Source organism: Streptomyces sp. NPDC029216, assembly GCF_040648015.1.
Taxonomy (GTDB): Bacteria; Actinomycetota; Actinomycetes; order Streptomycetales; family Streptomycetaceae; genus Streptomyces.
This window is the reverse complement of sequence record NZ_JBEZWL010000023.1, coordinates 15,363-32,771: the sequence shown is the minus strand read 5'-3', so window position 1 is coordinate 32,771 and position 17,409 is coordinate 15,363. Positions and strand designations below refer to the sequence as shown.

Below are 17,409 nucleotides of genomic sequence, written 5' to 3'. Positions count from 1 at the left end.
GAGGAGGGCCGGGGGCGTGTCCTAGGCCGCCCGGCCCTTGAGGGCGGCCAGCCGGGCCTCGATCTCCGAGGCCTTGCCGAGGTCGTCCAACGCCTCGAACTGGGCGTCCAGCGAGGAGGCCGCCAGCTCCGACCTGCCCATGGCCATGGCCTCCTCGCGCCGCACCTTCTCCTCGAAGCGGTGCAGGTCGCTCGTCGGGTCCAGGACGTCGATGCTCTTCACCGCGTCCAGCATCGCGTTCTGCGCCTGCGCCGTCCGCGACCGGGCCACCAGCTCGTCCCGCTTGGCCTGGAGCTCCGTCAGCTTGTCCTTCATCGAGGCCAGACCCGCCTTCAGCTCGGCCACCACCACCGTCTGGGCGGCGATCACCGGCTCGGCCACCGCCGCTTCCTCCTCCGACTGCATCTGCCGGCCGAGGGCCACCTTCGCCAGGTTGTCGAACCGGTCCGCGTCCGCCGCCGCGCCCGACTCCCGCAGCGCGTCCGCCTTCCGGCTGGCGGCGAAGGCCTTGGCGCCCCATTCGGCGGCCGCGTCCACGTCCTCCTTGTGGTCGGCCTCCAGCATCCGCAGGTTGCCGAGGGTGGTGGCCACCGCCTGCTCGGCCTCCGAGATGTTGTTCGCGTAGTCGCGGACCAGCTGGTCGAGCATCTTCTGCGGGTCCTCGGCCTGGTCCAGCAGCGCGTTGACGTTCGCCTTCGCGAGCTGGGTGACACGGCCGAGGATGGTCTGCTTGCTCATGGTGGGTCTCTCCTGGGGGTCGCCGCGGCCCGGTGGGCTCGCGGGGCGGGAGCTGTGGCCGGGTGGCCGGGTGCGCTCGCCGCGCGGGGTGCGCCGGTGGGGCGCCCGCCGCGGAGGGTGGTCACCGTGCGCCGTTCAGAAGCGGCCGCCGCCGCCCATGCGGCCCCGGGTGCCCCCGCCGCCGAAGGAGCCGGGGCCGCTGCCGGCCCCGCCTCCGCCTCCGCCTCCGCCGAAGCCCCCGCCGCCGAAGCCGCCCCGGCCGCCGCCGCGCAGGAGTTCGCCGAGGATGATCCCGCCGAGGACCGCCCCGCCCCGGCCGCCGCCGGCCCGCTGCCCGGAGTACGGGTTCCCGTACTCCCGTACGTCCTGCTCCGCCAGCTGCTGCGCCTCCCGCGCGAGGGAGTCCGCCCGCTGCGCCTCCGCCAGCGCGCCCGACGGGTCCGGGGCCGCCAGGGACGCCGACCGCTCCAGATGCCGCTGCGCCTCCGCCAGCCGGGTGCGGGCCCGGCTGCCGACCGCGCCCCGGCTGGTGGTGACGTAGTCCGCCGCCGCGCCGATCGCGCTGCGGGCCGACAGCTGCGCCTGGTCCAGCAGGGCCGCCGCCCGCCGCCGCCCGGACTCCTGCTCGCGCGCCCCCGCCAGGGCCTCGTCGAGGGCCGCGTCCGCCTCCTCGACCCGGCGCAGCGCGTCGATCGGGTCGTACCGGCCGGCCTCCTGCTCGCGCCGTACGTCGGCCAGTACGGACTCCGCCCGGCCGATCCGGCCCCGCAGGTCGGCGGTGGAGGAACCCTCGGCGGTGCCGGTCAGCACACCGTGGGCGTCGGCGAGGTCGGTCTCCGTCCCGGTGAGCGCGCCCGGTAGCTTCCCGGCGGCCTCCGCCAGCTCCTGCGCCCGCCGCTCGACCGCGTCCACCAGCGTCGCCGCCTGGTCCACCGCACCCTCGGCGGCCCGGACGTGCACGGCCGCCCGGCCGTTGTCCCCGCCGTCGAGCGCCGCCCGCGCCTCCCCGAGGCTGGTCGTCGCGAACAGCAACCGGTCCTTGGCCTGTTCGGCGTTGGAGGCGACCGGCGCGGCCGCGGAATCCGCGTACCGGCCGGCGAGGGCCGTCAAGGTGGCCTCGGCCGTCGTGGTCCGGCCGGTCAGCGCCCGGAAGCGGGCCTCCACCGCGGCCAGGGCCTGAGCGGCGTTCTTCTCCAGGTCCCGCAGCCGGTCGAAGGCCGCCGACTCGGCGTCGAGCCGCCGGTTGGCCTCCGTGCAGCGGGCCAGGATCTCTTCGAGCATCCGGCGGCGGGTGGCGTCGTCCTCGGGGCAGGCGTCGTCCAGCTGCTGGCGCAGCCGGAAGGCGTGCGTCAGCTCGTTCCTGGCGTACGCCACCGCCTCGGTGAACGTGCCGACGGCCTCGTCTCCGAACTGCGCGGTGGCGAAGCCGAGTTCCTCCGTGCTGGTGCGGACCGCGTCGTCCGTCCCGACCAGGAGGGCCCTGGAGCGGGAGTCGAGCTCGGGCAGCGGAGCCGGTTCCGCCCGCCGCCCGTCCCAGCCGGGGTGTTCGGTCGCCGTCCTGCGGCCGTACCCGCCGCGCTTGCGGCGGCGGGAGTACGCGTACGCCCCGAGCGCCCCGGCCGCGCCGACGGCGACCACCGGCAGCACGTAGTCCCCGGCCCCGCCCGACCCCCGCGCCGCGCCGCCGGGGTCGGGCACGCCGGGGGTGATGGCGGGTTCGGGGACGGGTTTCCCGCCGAGCACCGCGCCGTAGCCGTTCGCGGCGCCGACGGCGGCGCCCGCCCAGTCGTTCTGCCGCAGGGCGGGCTCGATCGCGGTACGGGCCACGTCGGCGAGCTGCGCCTCGGTGAAACCGGAGTCCACGTCGGCCGAGTAGGCGTACTGGCGCGCGCCGGTGGCCACGGCGAGCAGCAGGTCGTCCTGGCCGAGGCCGTTCTTCTGGGCGGTGGCGTCGGCCCAGCTCTGCGGGGCGCGGCCGGAGAAGTCGTGGACGTAGACGACGAAGAGCTGGATCCGCCACCCGGAGTACAGCCGCTCCAGCGCGTCGGCAACGTCGGCCCGACGGCCGCGGAGGGCCCCCACGCGGTCGGTGATCTGCCCCTCCCGGGACAGCGTGACGGGCTCCTCCGCCCGCGCCACCGGCACCGCCGCCACCCCCCACCCCCCGGCAAGCACCAACAAGACGGCCCCGATCCGCAGAGCGACGGCGGCCGTACGACGGGCGGGCGGGGGCGGGTGCACATTTGGGAGGGTATGGGGGGATTTGGTGGGCCGCACTTCGGGGTGCGGGGCCTGAGCCCGCCCCGCGTCCAAGTCCCGCCCCCAAACCCAACCCCCCTCACCCCAACAACCCCACCCCCGTCACCCGTGGCGTCGCCAGGACCAGGGTGTCGCCCGCCAGGGTGAGGGACGGGCCTGCTGCGGCCTCGTGTTCCAAGAGCCGGCGGGAGCGGCCCGTGCCGACCTCCAGGCCCGTCACGAACGGGAGCGAACCCCGCCCCAGGAGCCCCCGCCGACCCCCGTGCGCGGAGCGTACGTACAGCACGCCCCGCCGCACGCCCAGCAGTTCGAGTACGCACTCCGTTCCCTCGCGCCGTGTCACCGGCTGCTGCCACCGCACCGTCCCGCTGCCCCCGTCCAGGGCGAACACCGTGTCCCAGCCCTGGTCCGGCCGGTACGCGGCCACGTACACCACCCCGTCCTCGACCAGCAGCCGCTCCGCCGCCACGCCCGGCTCGAAGCGCCACAGTTCGTAGCCCCTGCGCCGGTCCAGGGCGCGTACGACGCCCCCGTCCAGCACGTGCACCGTTCCCGCCGGGAGGTCCGGGACCTCCCGCGCCCCCGCGCCGTACCCGCGGGGCCACGACCACAGCGGCGCGCCGGTCGGCAGGTGCAGGGCCCGCAGCTGCCGGCCGTCGCCGAGGACCAGGCATTCGCCCGAGACCGTCACCGACCGCGGGTTCGTCTCCGGCACCGGCTGCCGCCACACCGGCTCGCCGGTGTCCTTGCGCAGGGCGCTCAGCTCGCCGTCCGCGGCGAGGAGGACGAGACCGGGCGCGGGTTTCATCGAAGCCGCCTCCGGCAGCTCCCGCCACCACCGCACCCGCCCGTCCGCCGGCTCGCGGACCACCAGCCGCCCGGGCGGCCCGGCGTCCGACTCCACCACCACGCACACGGTGTCCGCGTCGGCCGCGCACCACACCCGCTCCGGCTCCGGGAGCGGCCGCGCCGCCACCCCCTCGTCGGCGTACGCCGTCCAGCGGGTGGTCCCGGAGTCGGCCTCCAGGCACCCCACCTCGGAGTTCGCCGTCCACACCACCCGCTGCCCGGCCGCGTACAGCGCGTCCGGCAGGGACGTCTCGGCGTACCAGCGCTCCGTGCGCGACGGGCCCGGCCGGGCCGGGAGCGCGGTCCCGCGACCCGGCGCGGCCGTCACGGAGTGCGGCGGGTGGGTGCCGGGATCGGCGGCGGCCCGCGCCAGCCAGGGGGCGCCCGCCGTGCAGTCCCGGGCGATCCACGCCAGCTCGCGGCCCCGCTCGGCCGGTTCGGCGAGCTCGCGCGCGGCGGTGGCCCGCTCGCGTGCGGTGGCCACGTCCAGTACGGAGCGGTGCCCGGCGGCGTTCAGGTCCCGGGCGGCCTCCAGTGCGGCGCGGGCGGCGTCCACCTCCGGGTCGCCGGTGTCGTGCCCGTCGCCGCGCCGCACCCTCGCCGCCCAGAGGCGGCGGTGCTCGGCGTGGGCGGCGTGGCCCTCCGCGGAGTCCCTGGCGGCCTTCTCCACCTGCTCCGCCGAACGTCCCGCCACCAGCTCGGCCAGCGCCTGCTCGGCCCGGTCGAGGGCCTCGGCCGCACCGTCCCGGTCCCCGACGGCCACCCGCTCGCCCGCCACCCGGCACAGCGCCCGCACCCGGGCGCCGCCGACGGGGATCCGCGCGGCCAGCCGCAGGGCGGCGGGCAGGTCCTGCCGGGCGACGGCGCTGACGGCCTTGGACTCGGTGGCCGTACGGACGGCCGCGCTCGGTATCCGGGCCAGCCAGCGCTCGGCCCGCGCCAGGTCCGTGGGGGCGCTGGCCAGGGCCGCCCGGGCCAGCACCGCCTCCTCCGCCGCGCTGCCGGGGAAGTACCGCCGGGCCAGGCGCACCCCGCGCTCGGGGGCGACCGCCGCGAGCTCCTCGGCCACCTTGCGCAGCCGGCTCGCGCGGGTCGGGCCGAACACCGTGAACAGGGCCTGCTGCGCGTCGGTCAGGACCCGCTCGGTGCGCGCGGGGGCGTCCCGCGAGATCCGCCGGGCCAGTCCGGTCAGCAGCCCGGCGACCCGGGCGCCGTCCCCGCCGCCGTCGGCCCACGCCCACCGCTCGGCGTCCGCGAGCAGCCGCCCGGCGAGCCCCGCGTCGAACCGCGCCGCCGCCTCGGCCGCCAGCGCGAGCCCCTCGATCCGTACGTCCCCGGCTCCGGCGGGCAGCGCGGCCAGGGTCTCCTCGGCCTCCACCAGCAGCTCCCGCACGAACCCAAGCAGAGACTCGCCCACCCCGAAGCCCCCGCCACCACCCTCCAGGCCCCCGTCCGGGCCGCCCGGTTCCAGGCCCCCGTCCGGGCCGCCCGGTTCCAGGCCCCCGTCCGGGCCGCCCGTTTCCCGGCCCCCGTCCCGGCCGCCCGGTTCCCGGCCCCCGCCCGCCCCGGCGGGCCTACCGGCCCCGTTCTCGCCCGCCGGACCCCCGCCGCCCACGCCCGCCTCCGCCGAGGCCCCCGTACCCGAGCCCCCCGCCCCCCGCAGGGGCCCCGCGAGCGCCCGCAGTGCGGTGCCCACCCGTTCCGCCGACTGCGGTCTGTCTGCCGGGGCCTTCGCCAGCAGAGCCGTCAGCAGGGTCTCCAGCTCCGGGGTAACAACCACCCCCGCCTCCCGCAGCGGCGGCGGGGGGTCCTCGATGTGGCGGCGCATCAGGACGTACGGGCCCTCCGTCTGGCCGAACGGCGGCTCACCGCTCAGCAGGGCGTACAGCACGCACCCCAGCGCGTACAGATCGCACCGGGCGTCCACGTGCTCGCCCCGCCACTGCTCCGGCGCCATGTACGGCGGGGTGCCGAACATCCGGCCCGTGACCGTCCAGCCCGCCGTCGCGTCCGCGGAGTGCGCGATGCCGAAGTCGCAGATCTTGAGCCGCCCGCCGGGCAGCAGGAAGAGGTTCTGCGGCTTGAGGTCCCGGTGGACCACCGCCCGCTCGTGCGCGGCCGCCAGCGCCTCCGCCGTCTGCGCGGCCAGCGACACCGCCTCGGCGGCCGGCAGCCCGCGCCGCTCCCGGGCCAGCACCGCCCCCAGGTCCTCGCCGGGGAGCAGCTCCATGACGATGAACAGCCGCCCCTCGTGCTGCCCCACGTCGTGCACCACGGTGATCCCCGGGTGCTGGAGCCGTGCCCCGATGGTGGCCTCCCGCCGGAACCGGGCGATCAGCTCCTCGTCGGTCGCCGCCTCCAGCAGCACCTTCACGGCCACCGGCCGGTCCAGCGCCAGGTCGTGGCCCGCCCACACCTCGCCCATGCCGCCCGCACCGAGCCGGCGGTCCAGCCGGTACCGGTCCGCCAGCAGTTCCCCCACCCGCACCCCGAAGCCCCCTGACATCACGTCATCCGACGGTCGTCCAGGGGGCATTGTCCATCGCGAAGTGAACTACTGGGGGCGGGAGTCCTTCGCATCCGGACGGCGGCGGATCTTGCTGCCCAGCCACACCAGGGGGTCGTACTTGCGGTCCACCGCCCGCTCCTTCAGCGGGATCAGGGCGTTGTCGGTGATCCTGATGCCCTCCGGGCAGACCTCCGTGCAGCACTTGGTGATGTTGCAGTAGCCCAGCCCGTGCTCCTCCTGGGCGCTGCGCTTGCGGTCCAGGCCCGCCTCCGCGGCCGCGTCCAGCGGGTGCATGTCCAGCTCGGCGACCCGCATCAGGAAGCGCGGGCCGGCGAAAGCGGTCTTGTTCTCCTCGTGGTCGCGCACCACGTGGCAGGTGTCCTGGCACAGGAAGCACTCGATGCACTTGCGGAACTCCTGCGAGCGCTCCACGTCCATCTGCTGCATCCGGTACTCACCGGGCGCCACCCCGGCGGGCGGTACGAACGCCGGGACCGAGCGGGCCTTCTCGTAGTTGAAGGACACGTCCGTCACCAGGTCCCGGACCACCGGGAAGGCCCGCAGCGGGGTGATCGTGACCGTCTCGGACCGGTCGAAGACCGACATGCGCGTCATGCACATCAGCCGGGGCCGCCCGTTGATCTCCGCGCTGCACGAACCGCACTTGCCCGCCTTGCAGTTCCAGCGCACCGCCAGGTCCGGGGCCTGGGTCGCCTGGAGCCGGTGCACGATGTCAAGGACCACCTCGCCGTCGTGCACCTCGACGGTGAAGTCCCGCAGGTCCCCGCCCTCCGCGTCGCCCCGCCAGACCCGGAAACTGGCGTCGTAGGTGGTCATCCGTAGAGCTCCTCTTCGGCGAGGTACTTGGCCAGCTCGTCCTTCTCGAACAGCGCGAGCAGGTCGGGGCGGATGGGATCGGTCCGGGTGCGTTCGAGGACGATCCGGTCGGCCGCCGGATCGGCGGGGGCCGGGTCGACGGGCCGGCACAGCAGGTTCACCGGCCGCCACTCCCGCTCCATCGCCGGGCGGTCCTCGCGGGTGTGCCCGCCCCGGCTCTCGGTGCGCTCCAGGGCCGCACGGGCCACGCACTCGCTGACCAGCAGCATGTTGCGCAGGTCCAGCGCCAGGTGCCAGCCCGGGTTGAACTGCCGGTGCCCCTCGACCCCCGCCCGGGCGGCCCGTTGGCGCAGGGACGCCAGCCGCTCCAGGGCCTCGGCCATCTCGGCCTCCCGGCGGATGATGCCGACCAGGTCGTTCATGGTCGTCTGGAGCTCCTGGTGGAGCGTGTACGGGTTCTCCGCGCCGTCGTCGGCGTGGAAGGGGGCCAGCGCCTCGGCCGCGGCCGCGTCGATCTGCTCCTGGGAGACGGCGGGCCGCTCCCCGCCGCCCGCCGCGTGCTCCGCCGCGTGCAGCCCGGCCCGCCGGCCGAAGACCAGCAGGTCGGAGAGGGAGTTGCCGCCGAGCCGGTTCGAGCCGTGCATACCGCCCGCGACCTCGCCGGCCGCGAACAGCCCCGGTACGCCGACCGTGGCGGCGGTGTCGGAGTCGACCGCGATCCCGCCCATCACGTAGTGGCAGGTCGGCCCGACCTCCATGGGCTCGGCGGTGATGTCCACGTCCGCCAGCTCCTTGAACTGGTGGTACATGGACGGCAGGCGCCGTTTGATCTTCTCCGCCGGCATCCGGGTCGACACGTCCAGGAACACCCCGCCGTGCGGGGAACCGCGGCCGGCCTTCACCTCGGAGTTGATGGCCCGGGCGACCTCGTCGCGGGGCAGCAGTTCGGGTGGGCGCCGGTTGTGGTCGGGGTCCTCGTACCAGCGGTCGCCCTCCTCCTCCGTCTCGGCGTACTTCTCCTTGAAGACGTCCGGGACGTAGTCGAACATGAACCGCTTGCCCTCGGAGTTGCGCAGGACCCCGCCGTCGCCGCGCACCGACTCGGTGACGAGGATGCCCTTCACGGACGGCGGCCAGACCATGCCCGTGGGGTGGAACTGCACGAACTCCATGTTCAGCAGCGGCGCTCCCGCGAGCAGGGCCAGCGCGTGGCCGTCGCCCGTGTACTCCCAGGAGTTGGAGGTGGTCTTGAAGGACTTGCCGATCCCGCCCGTGGCGAGGACCACCGCCGGGGCCTCCAGGACGAAGAAGCGGCCGGACTCGCGCTCGTAGCAGAAGGTGCCCGAGACCTGGTCCCCGTCCTTCAGGACGCGGGTGACCGTGCACTCCTGGAAGACCTTGAGCCGGGCCTCGTGGTCCCCGTACTCCCGGAAGTCCTCCTGCTGGAGCTGGACGATCTTCTGCTGGAGGGTGCGGATCAGCTCCAGGCCGGTCCGGTCGCCGACGTGGGCCAGGCGGGGGTACTCGTGGCCGCCGAAGTTGCGCTGGGAGATCCGCCCATCGGGCGTCCGGTCGAAGAGCGCACCCCAGGTCTCCAGCTCCCAGACCCGGTCGGGGGCCTCCTTGGCGTGCAGCTCGGCCATCCGCCACTGGTTGAGGAACTTCCCGCCGCGCATGGTGTCGCGGAAGTGGACCTGCCAGTTGTCGTGCTCGTTGACGTTGCCCATGGAGGCGGCGATCCCGCCCTCCGCCATGACCGTGTGGGCCTTGCCGAAGAGGGACTTGCAGATCACGGCCGTACGGGCGCCCCGCTCGCGGGCCTCGATCGCGGCCCGCAGCCCGGCGCCGCCCGCCCCGACCACGACCACGTCCCACTGCTGCCGGTCGACTTGGGTCATGTCAGAAGATCCTCGGGTCGGTGAAGGTGCCGGTGGCCAGCAGGTACACGTAGAAGTCGCACAGGGCCACGCTGATCAGGGAGGCCCACGCGAGCTGCATGTGACGGGTGTTGAGCCGGCCGACCCAGCTCCACAGGCGGTAGCGCACGGGGTGCTCGGAGAAGTGGCGCAGGCGGCCGCCCATGACGTGCCGGCAGGAGTGGCAGGAGAGCGTGTAGGCCCAGATCAGCACGATGTTGACGAGGAACAGCAGGGTTCCAAGCCCCATGTGCCCCCACGCGTAGTGCCCGTCGCGGAAGGTCAGCACGGTGTCGTACGTCAGGATCCCCGCGACGGGGACCGCCGCGTAGAAGAAGTACCGGTGCGCGTTCTGGAGGATCAGCGGGAACCGGGTCTCGCCCGTGTACCCGGTGTGCGGTTCGGCGACCGCGCAGGCGGGCGGTGAGGCCCAGAAGCCCCGGTAGTAGGCCTTGCGGTAGTAGTAGCAGGTCAGCCGGAAGCCGAGGGGGAAGACCAGGATCAGCAGGGCGGGGGACAGGCCCCACCAGCTGCCGAACAGGTCCAGGTTGGGGCCGCCGCGCATCCTCTCGCAGTTCTCCGCCAGACAGGGGGAGTAGAAGGGCGAGACGTACGGGGCCGCGTAGTAGTGGGGGGTCGCGAACGCCCGCCAGGTCGAGTAGACGACGAAGGCGAGCAGCCCGGCCGCGGTGCCGGCGGGAGCCAGCCACCACCGGTCGGTCCGCAGGTGCCGGGCTGCGATCGCGGCCCGGGAGGGCGAGTGGACCCCGCCGGGCCGTTGCTGCGGGGGTTCGGTGCCTGTGGCCAAGGAGAACTCCGGGTGGAGTGCGATGAGGGGTGGCCCAGGAGGCCCGGCCGTTCGCACGGCCGGGCCAGATGGGTGTGGGTGCGGACGGGACGGGGGCGGACGTCAGGGGGCGCGGCGGTCTCGGACGCCGAGGCCCTCGTCGTCGGTGTCCGTCCACTTGGACTGGTCGTACGGGGTGTCCGGGACGGAGACCATTCCGGTCGCCGGGCCGGCGGGCTTGGGGGCGGCGGCCGGCGACTGCCGGGCGACGTCCTGCTCCAGCCGTTCCACCGAGCGGACCAGCTCGTTCAGGTTGCGTCGTACGGCCGTCAGATCGTCTTGCAGGGACATGACGTGACCTCACTTCCGCGGGGGTGCGGTGGCAACGCTCACGGGCGCCTGCGAGTGTCGCGCCTCCCGTCCCCGGTTGTGAAGGGACGTGCAGCGATTCCGGGCGCGCAGGCGCAAACCGTGCGCCCCTCCCTGCTCCCATTTTCATCCCTCGAACGAGGGAACGCCCGTCCGGGCCGCAACCGGGATTGGTCCGCACGGGTGGGGTTCGCGGCGTGGCGCGGGTCCGCTCCGGAGGACCCGGCGGGCTGTCTATTTCAGTGGGTTCCGGCACCAGTGTGATCAGCTCCATATACCGCCGAACGTGATCAAGACCCCCCGCTTTCACGGCTCCACGCCCCGCCCCGGAGGTACCACCCATGACCCAGAGAAGGCGCAGGTCCTTGGCGCTCCTCACCTCGGGAGTCCTCGCACTGCCGCTCCTCGCGGGCTGCGGGGCGGGTGAGGACGACGGGGGGCCGGCCGCCGCCGGACCGGACATCGCGCTGACGGCCCGCGACCAGGTCGCCGACGGCGGGGTCCTGCGCTGGGCGGTGGACTCGCTCCCGGAGACCCTGAACGGTTTCCAGGCGGACGCGGACGCCGCCACCACCCGGATCGCGGGGGCGGTCCTGCCGCAGCTGTTCACCCTGGACGCCAAGGGGCGGCCGGTGGCCAATCCCGACTACCTGGAGAAGGCCGAGGTCGTCGAGCGCGAGCCCAAGCAGGTCGTGCTGTACAAGCTGAACCAGAAGGCGGTGTGGAGCGACGGGCGCGAGATCGGCGCCGCCGACTTCGTGGCGCAGTGGCGGGCCCTGAACGGCAAGGACTCGTCGTACTGGACGGCCCGCAACGCCGGCTACGAGCGGATCGAGAAGATCGAGCGCGGGAAGAACGACCTGGAGGTCAAGGTCACCTTCGTGCGCCCGTACGCGGACTGGCGCTCCCTGTTCAGCCCGCTCTACCCGAAGCAGGTCATGGGCACCCCGGAGGCCTTCAACGAGGGGGCCCGGGGTGCCCTCAAGGTCACGGGCGGCCCCTTCAACCTGGGGGCCGTCGACAAGAAGACCGGGACGGTGGCCCTGACCCGCAACCCCCGCTGGTGGGGCCGGCCCGCCAAGCTGGACACGCTGGTGCTGACGGCGGTGGCCCGTGCCGCCCGCCCGGCCGCGCTGGCGGCCGGGAAGCTGGACCTGGCCGAGATCGACCGTGCGGGCGCCGACCGGATCGCCCTCGCCCACCGCGACGCCGGCCGGGTCGACGGCACGCACGGCCCCGGCGCCTCGCTCACGCCCGCGCAGGCGACCCTCTCCTGGGCGCTGGCCCACGGGGCCGACGAGGCCAAGGCCAGGGAGGAGCAGGAGAGCCGGCAGAAGAACGCCGAGGCGGTGCAGAAGTACGCGGACGAGCAGTCGGCCCTGCGCGCTTTCGAGGTCCGCAAGTCGCTGGAGCCCTCGTACACGCAGCTGGCGATGAACGGGGCCTCCGGGCCGCTGTCCGACGAGCGGGTGCGCCGGGCGATCGCCCGGGCCCTGGACCGCAAGGAACTCGCGGAGATCGTCCTCAAGCCGCTGGGCCTGCCGGCGAAGCCCGTCGGCAGCCACCTGGCACTGGCCGGGCAGCAGGCGTACGCCGACAACAGCGACGCCCTCGGCGGCCAGGACACGCACGCGGCCCAGGCCCTCCTCGCGGACGCGGGCTGGCGCAAGGGCGGCAAGCTCACCGAGCCGTCCGGCGCGAAGGCGGGCCCGGAGGGCGAGGGCGCGACGGACGACTCCAAGACCCCCAAGGTCGCCAAGCCGGGTCCGGGCGACGGCACCGGCAACGACGGCCTCTACATCGTGGGCCAGGACGACGGCCGCAACGGCGCCGCGCGCAAGGACCGCCCGGGCCTCCCGGGAGGGGCCCCCGCCGCGGGCCGGCTCGGCCTCCCGGAGGGCCCGGCGGCCTTCGACGGGGAGCTCGCCGAGGCCGGAGCCTTCGCCCCGGGCGTCCTGGGCGGGCGGCTCTCCCCGGTGCTGGCCCCGACCTCCCTCGCCGCCCAGCAGGAGGACGTCCTGCTGGCTCAGGCGGGGGCGATCGAGGACGGCAAGCGCGCGGCGGCCGCGGCGGCGGCCAAGGCGGAGGCGGAGGCCGAGGGGGAGGACGCGAAGGAGCCCGCGAAGGAGCCCGCGAAGGCCACCCCGGCGCCGGCCCCGGCCAAGCAGGCCGCCCCGCGCACCTCCGGCGCCATGCTCGCCAAGGACGGCAAGCAGCTCACCCTGCGCTTCGTCCTGCCGGCCGGCCCGGGCTCGGAGGCCCTGCGGGCGGTCGGCGAACGGATCTCGCAGACCCTCCAGAAGATCGGCATCAGCACCCAGACGACCAAGGTCCCGGACGAGAGCTTCTTCAAGGACCACATCGCCTCGGGCCAGTACGACCTGGCCCTGTACTCCTGGCCCGCGACGGCCTTCCCGGCCACCGACGCCCGGCCGATCTTCGCCAAGCCGGAGCCGGCGGCCGACGGCTCGCTGGTCGTCGAGCAGAACTACACCCGGGTCGGCACCGACCACATCGACCAGCTGTTCGACCAGGCGGCCGGAGAGCTGGACGAGGCGCAGGCCCGTGAGCTGATGCGCAAGGCGGACGCCCGGATCTGGGCCGCGGCCGGTTCCATCCCGCTCTACCAGCGCCCCGAGCTGGTGGCCGTCAAGCCGGGCCTGGCCAACGCCGGGGCCTTCGGCCTGGGGGCTCCCCGCTTCCAGGACATCGGCTGGAAGAAGCCCCCGGCCGCCAAGGACGCCCAGAAGAAGTAGCGGGGGAACGCCGCGGCGAAGAAGTGGTGAAAAAAGGGTTCCTGTCAGGTTGACCGGGGGGTAGCAAGCTCAGAAGTGACTCAAGTTCCTTGCCCGCCGGATCCCCGGCGGGCAAGGTCGTGCGTACCCGTTGACCCGCATGAACACAGGCCACGACCACGGCCGGGACCCCCCACCCACATCCCGGCCCTCCTCAGTCGTCCGGCCCCTTGACAGACCCCCCGGCAGGCGGTTCCCGCCGTTCGACGTACGATGGGGTAAGGCCGTGGCAGGTTTCAAGCCCGGTCGAGGCGCGCGTGCCAGGCCGTACGCGACGCCATCCACGATCCCGGGAGAAGCGCCGAAGTGCCCACGCGCCACGACATCCGTAACGTCGCCATCGTCGCCCACGTCGACCATGGCAAGACGACCATCGTCGATGCCATGCTCAAGCAGGCCGGTGCCTTCGCCGCCCACCAGCAGCTCGACGACCGCATGATGGACTCGAACGACCTGGAGCGTGAGAAGGGCATCACGATCCTCGCCAAGAACACGGCGGTGAAGTACCACCCCAAGGACGGCGGGGCCCCGATCACGATCAACATCATCGACACCCCCGGCCACGCCGACTTCGGTGGCGAGGTCGAGCGCGGTCTGTCGATGGTGGACGCCGTCGTCCTGCTGGTGGACGCCTCCGAGGGTCCGCTGCCCCAGACCCGCTTCGTGCTGCGCAAGGCCCTCCAGCAGCGCAAGCCCGTCATCCTCTGCATCAACAAGACGGACCGCCCGGACTCCCGGATCGACGAGGTCGTCAACGAGACCTACGACCTGTTCCTGGACCTGGACGCCGACGAGGACCAGATCGAGTTCCCGATCGTCTACGCCTGCGGCCGTGACGGCGTCGCCTCGCTGACCAAGCCGGAGGACGGCACGGTCCCCGCGGACAGCGACAACCTGGAGCCGTTCTTCTCGGCCATCCTGGAGCACGTCCCGGCCCCGGTGTACGACGAGGAGGCCCCCCTCCAGGCCCACGTCACCAACCTCGACGCCGACAACTTCCTCGGCCGCATCGCGCTGCTCCGCGTCGAGCAGGGCGAGCTGCGCAAGGGCCAGACGGTCGCGTGGATCAAGCGTGACGGCACGGTCTCCAACGTCCGCATCACCGAGCTGATGATGACCGAGGCGCTCACCCGCAAGCCGGCGGAGGTCGCCGGCCCCGGTGACATCTGCGCCGTCGCCGGTATCCCCGACATCATGATCGGCGAGACCCTGGCCGACCCGGAGAACCCGATCGCGCTGCCGCTCATCACGGTGGACGAGCCGGCCATCTCCATGGTCATCGGCACCAACACCTCCCCGCTCGTCGGCCGTGGCGGCACGGGCAAGGGCGCGGACGCGAAGGCGGCGGTCAAGGACCGCAAGGTCACCGCCCGCCAGGTCAAGGACCGTCTGGACCGCGAGCTGATCGGTAACGTCTCGCTGCGCGTCCTCGACACCGAGCGCCCGGACGCCTGGGAGGTCCAGGGCCGTGGTGAGCTCGCGCTCGCCATCCTGGTCGAGCAGATGCGCCGTGAGGGCTTCGAGCTGACCATCGGCAAGCCGCAGGTCGTCACCAAGGAGGTCGACGGCAAGACCTACGAGCCCGTCGAGCGCATGACGATCGACGTGCCCGAGGAGCACATGGGCGCCGTCACGCAGCTCATGGGCGTCCGCAAGGGCCGCATGGACAACATGTCGAACCACGGCTCCGGCTGGGTCCGCATGGAGTTCGTCGTCCCGTCGCGCGGTCTGATCGGCTTCCGTACCGAGTTCCTGACCCAGACCCGCGGCACCGGCATCGGCCACTCGATCCACGAGGGTCACGAGCCGTGGTTCGGCAACCTGCAGACCCGCAACAACGGTTCGCTGGTCGCCGACCGCGCCGGTGCGGTCACCGCGTTCGCGATGACCAACCTGCAGGAGCGCGGCGTGCTGTTCACCGACCCCGGCACCGAGGTGTACGAGGGCATGATCGTCGGCGAGAACTCGCGCGCCGACGACATGGACGTGAACATCACCAAGGAGAAGAAGCTCACGAACATGCGCTCCTCCTCCGCCGACTCCTTCGAGGCGATCGTCCCGCCGCGCAAGCTCTCCCTGGAGCAGTCCCTGGAGTTCTGCCGCGACGACGAGTGCGTCGAGGTGACCCCGGAGGCCGTGCGCATCCGCAAGGTCGTCCTGGACCAGAAGGAGCGTTCGCGCACCGCTTCGCGCGCCAAGTCGGCCAAGTAGGACGCGAGTCGGCTCCTGGCCGAAACCCCTACGGTCGGTGACGGCCCCTCCCTGCACCTGCTCGGTGCGGGGAGGGGCCGTTCCCGTTTGTCAAACGGATTGTGTCGTGCATGTGTCCGCATACCGACCGTGACACTCCGGAAGATGAACTAACCGTCCGTTTCGCACGTGTCTGTCTCCTATCCGTTTGTCCGGATTTCGGGTTTTCGCCATGCGGTGATGTTGTGAAAACGAGACCACTTAAGTGTGGTTTACGGTCTGGGCGTCCCTGAGGATGGCTCCATTGAGCTCGGGTCAATGGGTCACACGCTGTGGGGAGCGTCGACTCACGAGCACACACGACGGGACCGGATTTCGCTGTCAGGGGTGTCAGCGGATGACGGACCATCATCATCGACAGTGACTCCTGAGGAGGCAATTACCCATGCGCGGAGCAACGAGCGCCAAGTGGGTCGTGGGTGCCGTCATCGTGGCGATGGCTGCCACGGCATGCAGCGGTGGCGACAAGGACACCAACAGCGAGGGCGCCAAGGGCGGCACCTTCCGGATGGGCATCACCGAGCCCACCGCGATTGACCCGTTCAACTCGCAGGAGTCCGAGGGTGCGCTCATCACGCACAACCTCTTCACCGGCCTCTACAGCGCCACCGTCGACGGCAAGCTGAAGCCCGAACTCGCCGAGTCGGTCCAGACCAGCGACGACGGCAAGACCTGGACCTTCAAGATCAAGCAGGGCACGAAGTTCTCGAACGGCGAGCCCGTCGACGCCGAGTCCTTCGTCCGCGGCTGGACCCGTGTGGTCGCCAAGGACTCCGCCTCCGACGTCGCCTACCCGTTCGCGGGCGTCAACGGCTACAAGGAGCTCAACGGCGGCAACGCCACCACCTTCGCCGGTGTGACCGCCCCGGACGCGGGCACCCTGAAGGTCGAGCTCTCCGAGGCCGACTTCGAGTTCGACAAGAAGACCGTGCACCAGGCCTTCAGCCCGGTCCCGAAGGTCGCCGGCGCCGCCAGCAACAAGGCGTTCAACGACGCGCCGATCGGCAACGGCCCCTTCAAGATGGAGGGTTCGTGGCAGCACAACAAGTCCATCACCCTCGTCCGTAACGACGACTACGGCTTCGAGAAGGCCAAGCTGGCCAAGGTCGAGATCTCGATCCTGAACGCGGCCAACGGCTCCACCCTCGAGTACCAGGGCTTCCAGTCGGGTCAGTTCGACTGGGCGCGTATGCCCACGCCGCAGCTCCCGGTCGCGAAGGCCAAGTACGCGGCGAAGAAGCAGTGGATCGAGGCCGACACCAGCGGTGTCAACTACCTGGTCGCCTTCAACCAGGTCGCCCCCCTGAACAACCCCGACGCGCGCAAGGCGATCTCGTACGCGATCGACCGGGACGCCATCGCCAAGGGTGTCTTCCAGGGCATGCAGAAGCCGGCCACCTCGGTCCTGCCGCCGTCCTTCGCGGACACCTACCAGGACGGCGTCTGCTCCTCCTGCGTCAAGCAGGACAAGGAGAAGGCCAAGCAGTTCGCGGAGAAGGGCGGCCTGAAGCCGGGCACCGTCCTCGACTTCGGCTACAACACCGGTGCGGGCCACGAAGAGTGGGTCCAGGCCGTCGCGCAGCAGCTGAAGGACGTCCTCGGCCTCGAGGTCAAGCTGAACGGCAAGCCGTTCAAGGAGGCCCTGGCGCAGCAGCAGGACAAGGGCACCGGCGGTCTGTGGCGCTCGGCGTGGGGCGCGGACTACCCGACCCCGGACAACTTCCTGTACCCGCTGCTCGACTCCGGTTCGATCAACGAGGACCCGGCGACGGGCAAGGCGGCCGGTGACAACCGCGGCCGTTACAACAACCCGAAGTTCGACGAGCTGATCACCAAGGCCCGTGGCACCAAGGACCCGGCGGCCCGCGCCGCGGTCTACAAGGAGGCCGAGAAGCTCGCGGTCGACGAGGAGCAGGGTCTCATCCCGCTGTGGAAGCGCACCCAGTTCCGTCTCGCGGCCAACGACAAGTTCAACAACATCCAGCTGGACTTCTTCGAGGACCCGAACCTCGCTGAGATCTCGGCCAAGTAAGAGCCTCCTCATCAACAGGTAGGCGAAGGTCGTGGGGGCCCGGAGTCACACTTCGGTCCCCACGGCCT

Annotated in this window: 10 protein-coding genes; 3 read left to right on the top strand and 7 right to left on the bottom strand. The window is 72.7% G+C overall.

Annotation, left to right across the window (positions count from 1 at the left end; translation table 11 throughout):
* Positions 1-21: 21 nt before the first annotated feature.
* The 7 genes from AB0F18_RS11985 to AB0F18_RS11955 form a co-directional block, all read right to left on the bottom strand.
* Entirely contained in the window at positions 22-738 is a 717-nt protein-coding gene (locus AB0F18_RS11985; protein WP_362058055.1) for a PspA/IM30 family protein, read from the bottom strand.
* Positions 739-873: 135 nt separating this feature from the next.
* Positions 874-2,913: a TPM domain-containing protein gene (locus AB0F18_RS11980; RefSeq protein ID WP_362058165.1), complete on the bottom strand. Its 2,040-nt coding sequence runs from the start codon at positions 2,911-2,913 to the stop codon at positions 874-876.
* Positions 2,914-3,076: 163 nt separating this feature from the next.
* Positions 3,077-6,352 (bottom strand): protein kinase, encoded by a 3,276-nt coding sequence (locus AB0F18_RS11975; protein WP_362058052.1) that lies wholly within the window; start codon positions 6,350-6,352, stop codon positions 3,077-3,079.
* A 48-nt stretch (positions 6,353-6,400) separates the two neighbouring features.
* Complete coding sequence (locus AB0F18_RS11970) at positions 6,401-7,192, bottom strand: succinate dehydrogenase/fumarate reductase iron-sulfur subunit (RefSeq protein ID WP_362058049.1); 792 nt, start codon at positions 7,190-7,192, stop codon at positions 6,401-6,403.
* Positions 7,189-9,090, bottom strand: a complete 1,902-nt coding sequence (locus AB0F18_RS11965) for a fumarate reductase/succinate dehydrogenase flavoprotein subunit (protein ID WP_362058046.1) — start codon at positions 9,088-9,090, stop codon at positions 7,189-7,191. Before AB0F18_RS11965 ends, AB0F18_RS11970 begins: the two co-directional genes overlap by 4 nt.
* 1 nt (position 9,091) lies before the next feature.
* Positions 9,092-9,916 carry a hypothetical protein gene (locus AB0F18_RS11960; RefSeq protein ID WP_362058043.1) on the bottom strand — a complete coding sequence of 275 codons (825 nt, stop codon included), beginning with the start codon at positions 9,914-9,916 and terminating at the stop codon, positions 9,092-9,094.
* Positions 9,917-10,018: 102 nt separating this feature from the next.
* Complete coding sequence (locus AB0F18_RS11955) at positions 10,019-10,246, bottom strand: hypothetical protein (protein ID WP_362058040.1); 228 nt, start codon at positions 10,244-10,246, stop codon at positions 10,019-10,021.
* 359 nt (positions 10,247-10,605) lie between these two features.
* Here AB0F18_RS11955 and AB0F18_RS11950 point away from each other — a divergent pair, with 359 nt between their 5' ends.
* From AB0F18_RS11950 to AB0F18_RS11940, 3 genes are all read left to right on the top strand, one after another.
* Positions 10,606-13,020, top strand: coding sequence for an ABC transporter family substrate-binding protein (locus tag AB0F18_RS11950; protein ID WP_362058037.1), 2,415 nt, complete (start codon positions 10,606-10,608; stop codon positions 13,018-13,020).
* Positions 13,021-13,365: 345 nt separating this feature from the next.
* Positions 13,366-15,270, top strand: a complete 1,905-nt coding sequence (typA, locus tag AB0F18_RS11945; protein WP_042809893.1) for a translational GTPase TypA — start codon at positions 13,366-13,368, stop codon at positions 15,268-15,270.
* Positions 15,271-15,694: 424 nt separating this feature from the next.
* Positions 15,695-17,341, top strand: a complete 1,647-nt coding sequence (locus tag AB0F18_RS11940; RefSeq protein WP_362058034.1) for an ABC transporter substrate-binding protein — start codon at positions 15,695-15,697, stop codon at positions 17,339-17,341.
* The last annotated feature ends 68 nt before the right edge of the window (positions 17,342-17,409 follow it).

Excerpts from the sequence above, each read along its gene's own strand:
- AB0F18_RS11985 (WP_362058055.1), bottom strand. The coding sequence starts at position 738 with ATGAGCAAGCAGACCATCCTCGGCCGTGTCACCCAGCTCGCGAAGGCG.
- AB0F18_RS11950 (WP_362058037.1), top strand. The coding sequence starts at position 10,606 with ATGACCCAGAGAAGGCGCAGGTCCTTGGCGCTCCTCACCTCGGGAGTC.
- AB0F18_RS11970 (WP_362058049.1), bottom strand. The coding sequence starts at position 7,192 with ATGACCACCTACGACGCCAGTTTCCGGGTCTGGCGGGGCGACGCGGAG.
- AB0F18_RS11975 (WP_362058052.1), bottom strand. The coding sequence starts at position 6,352 with ATGTCAGGGGGCTTCGGGGTGCGGGTGGGGGAACTGCTGGCGGACCGG.
- AB0F18_RS11955 (WP_362058040.1), bottom strand. The coding sequence starts at position 10,246 with ATGTCCCTGCAAGACGATCTGACGGCCGTACGACGCAACCTGAACGAG.
- AB0F18_RS11965 (WP_362058046.1), bottom strand. The coding sequence starts at position 9,090 with ATGACCCAAGTCGACCGGCAGCAGTGGGACGTGGTCGTGGTCGGGGCG.
- AB0F18_RS11940 (WP_362058034.1), top strand. The coding sequence starts at position 15,695 with ATGCGCGGAGCAACGAGCGCCAAGTGGGTCGTGGGTGCCGTCATCGTG.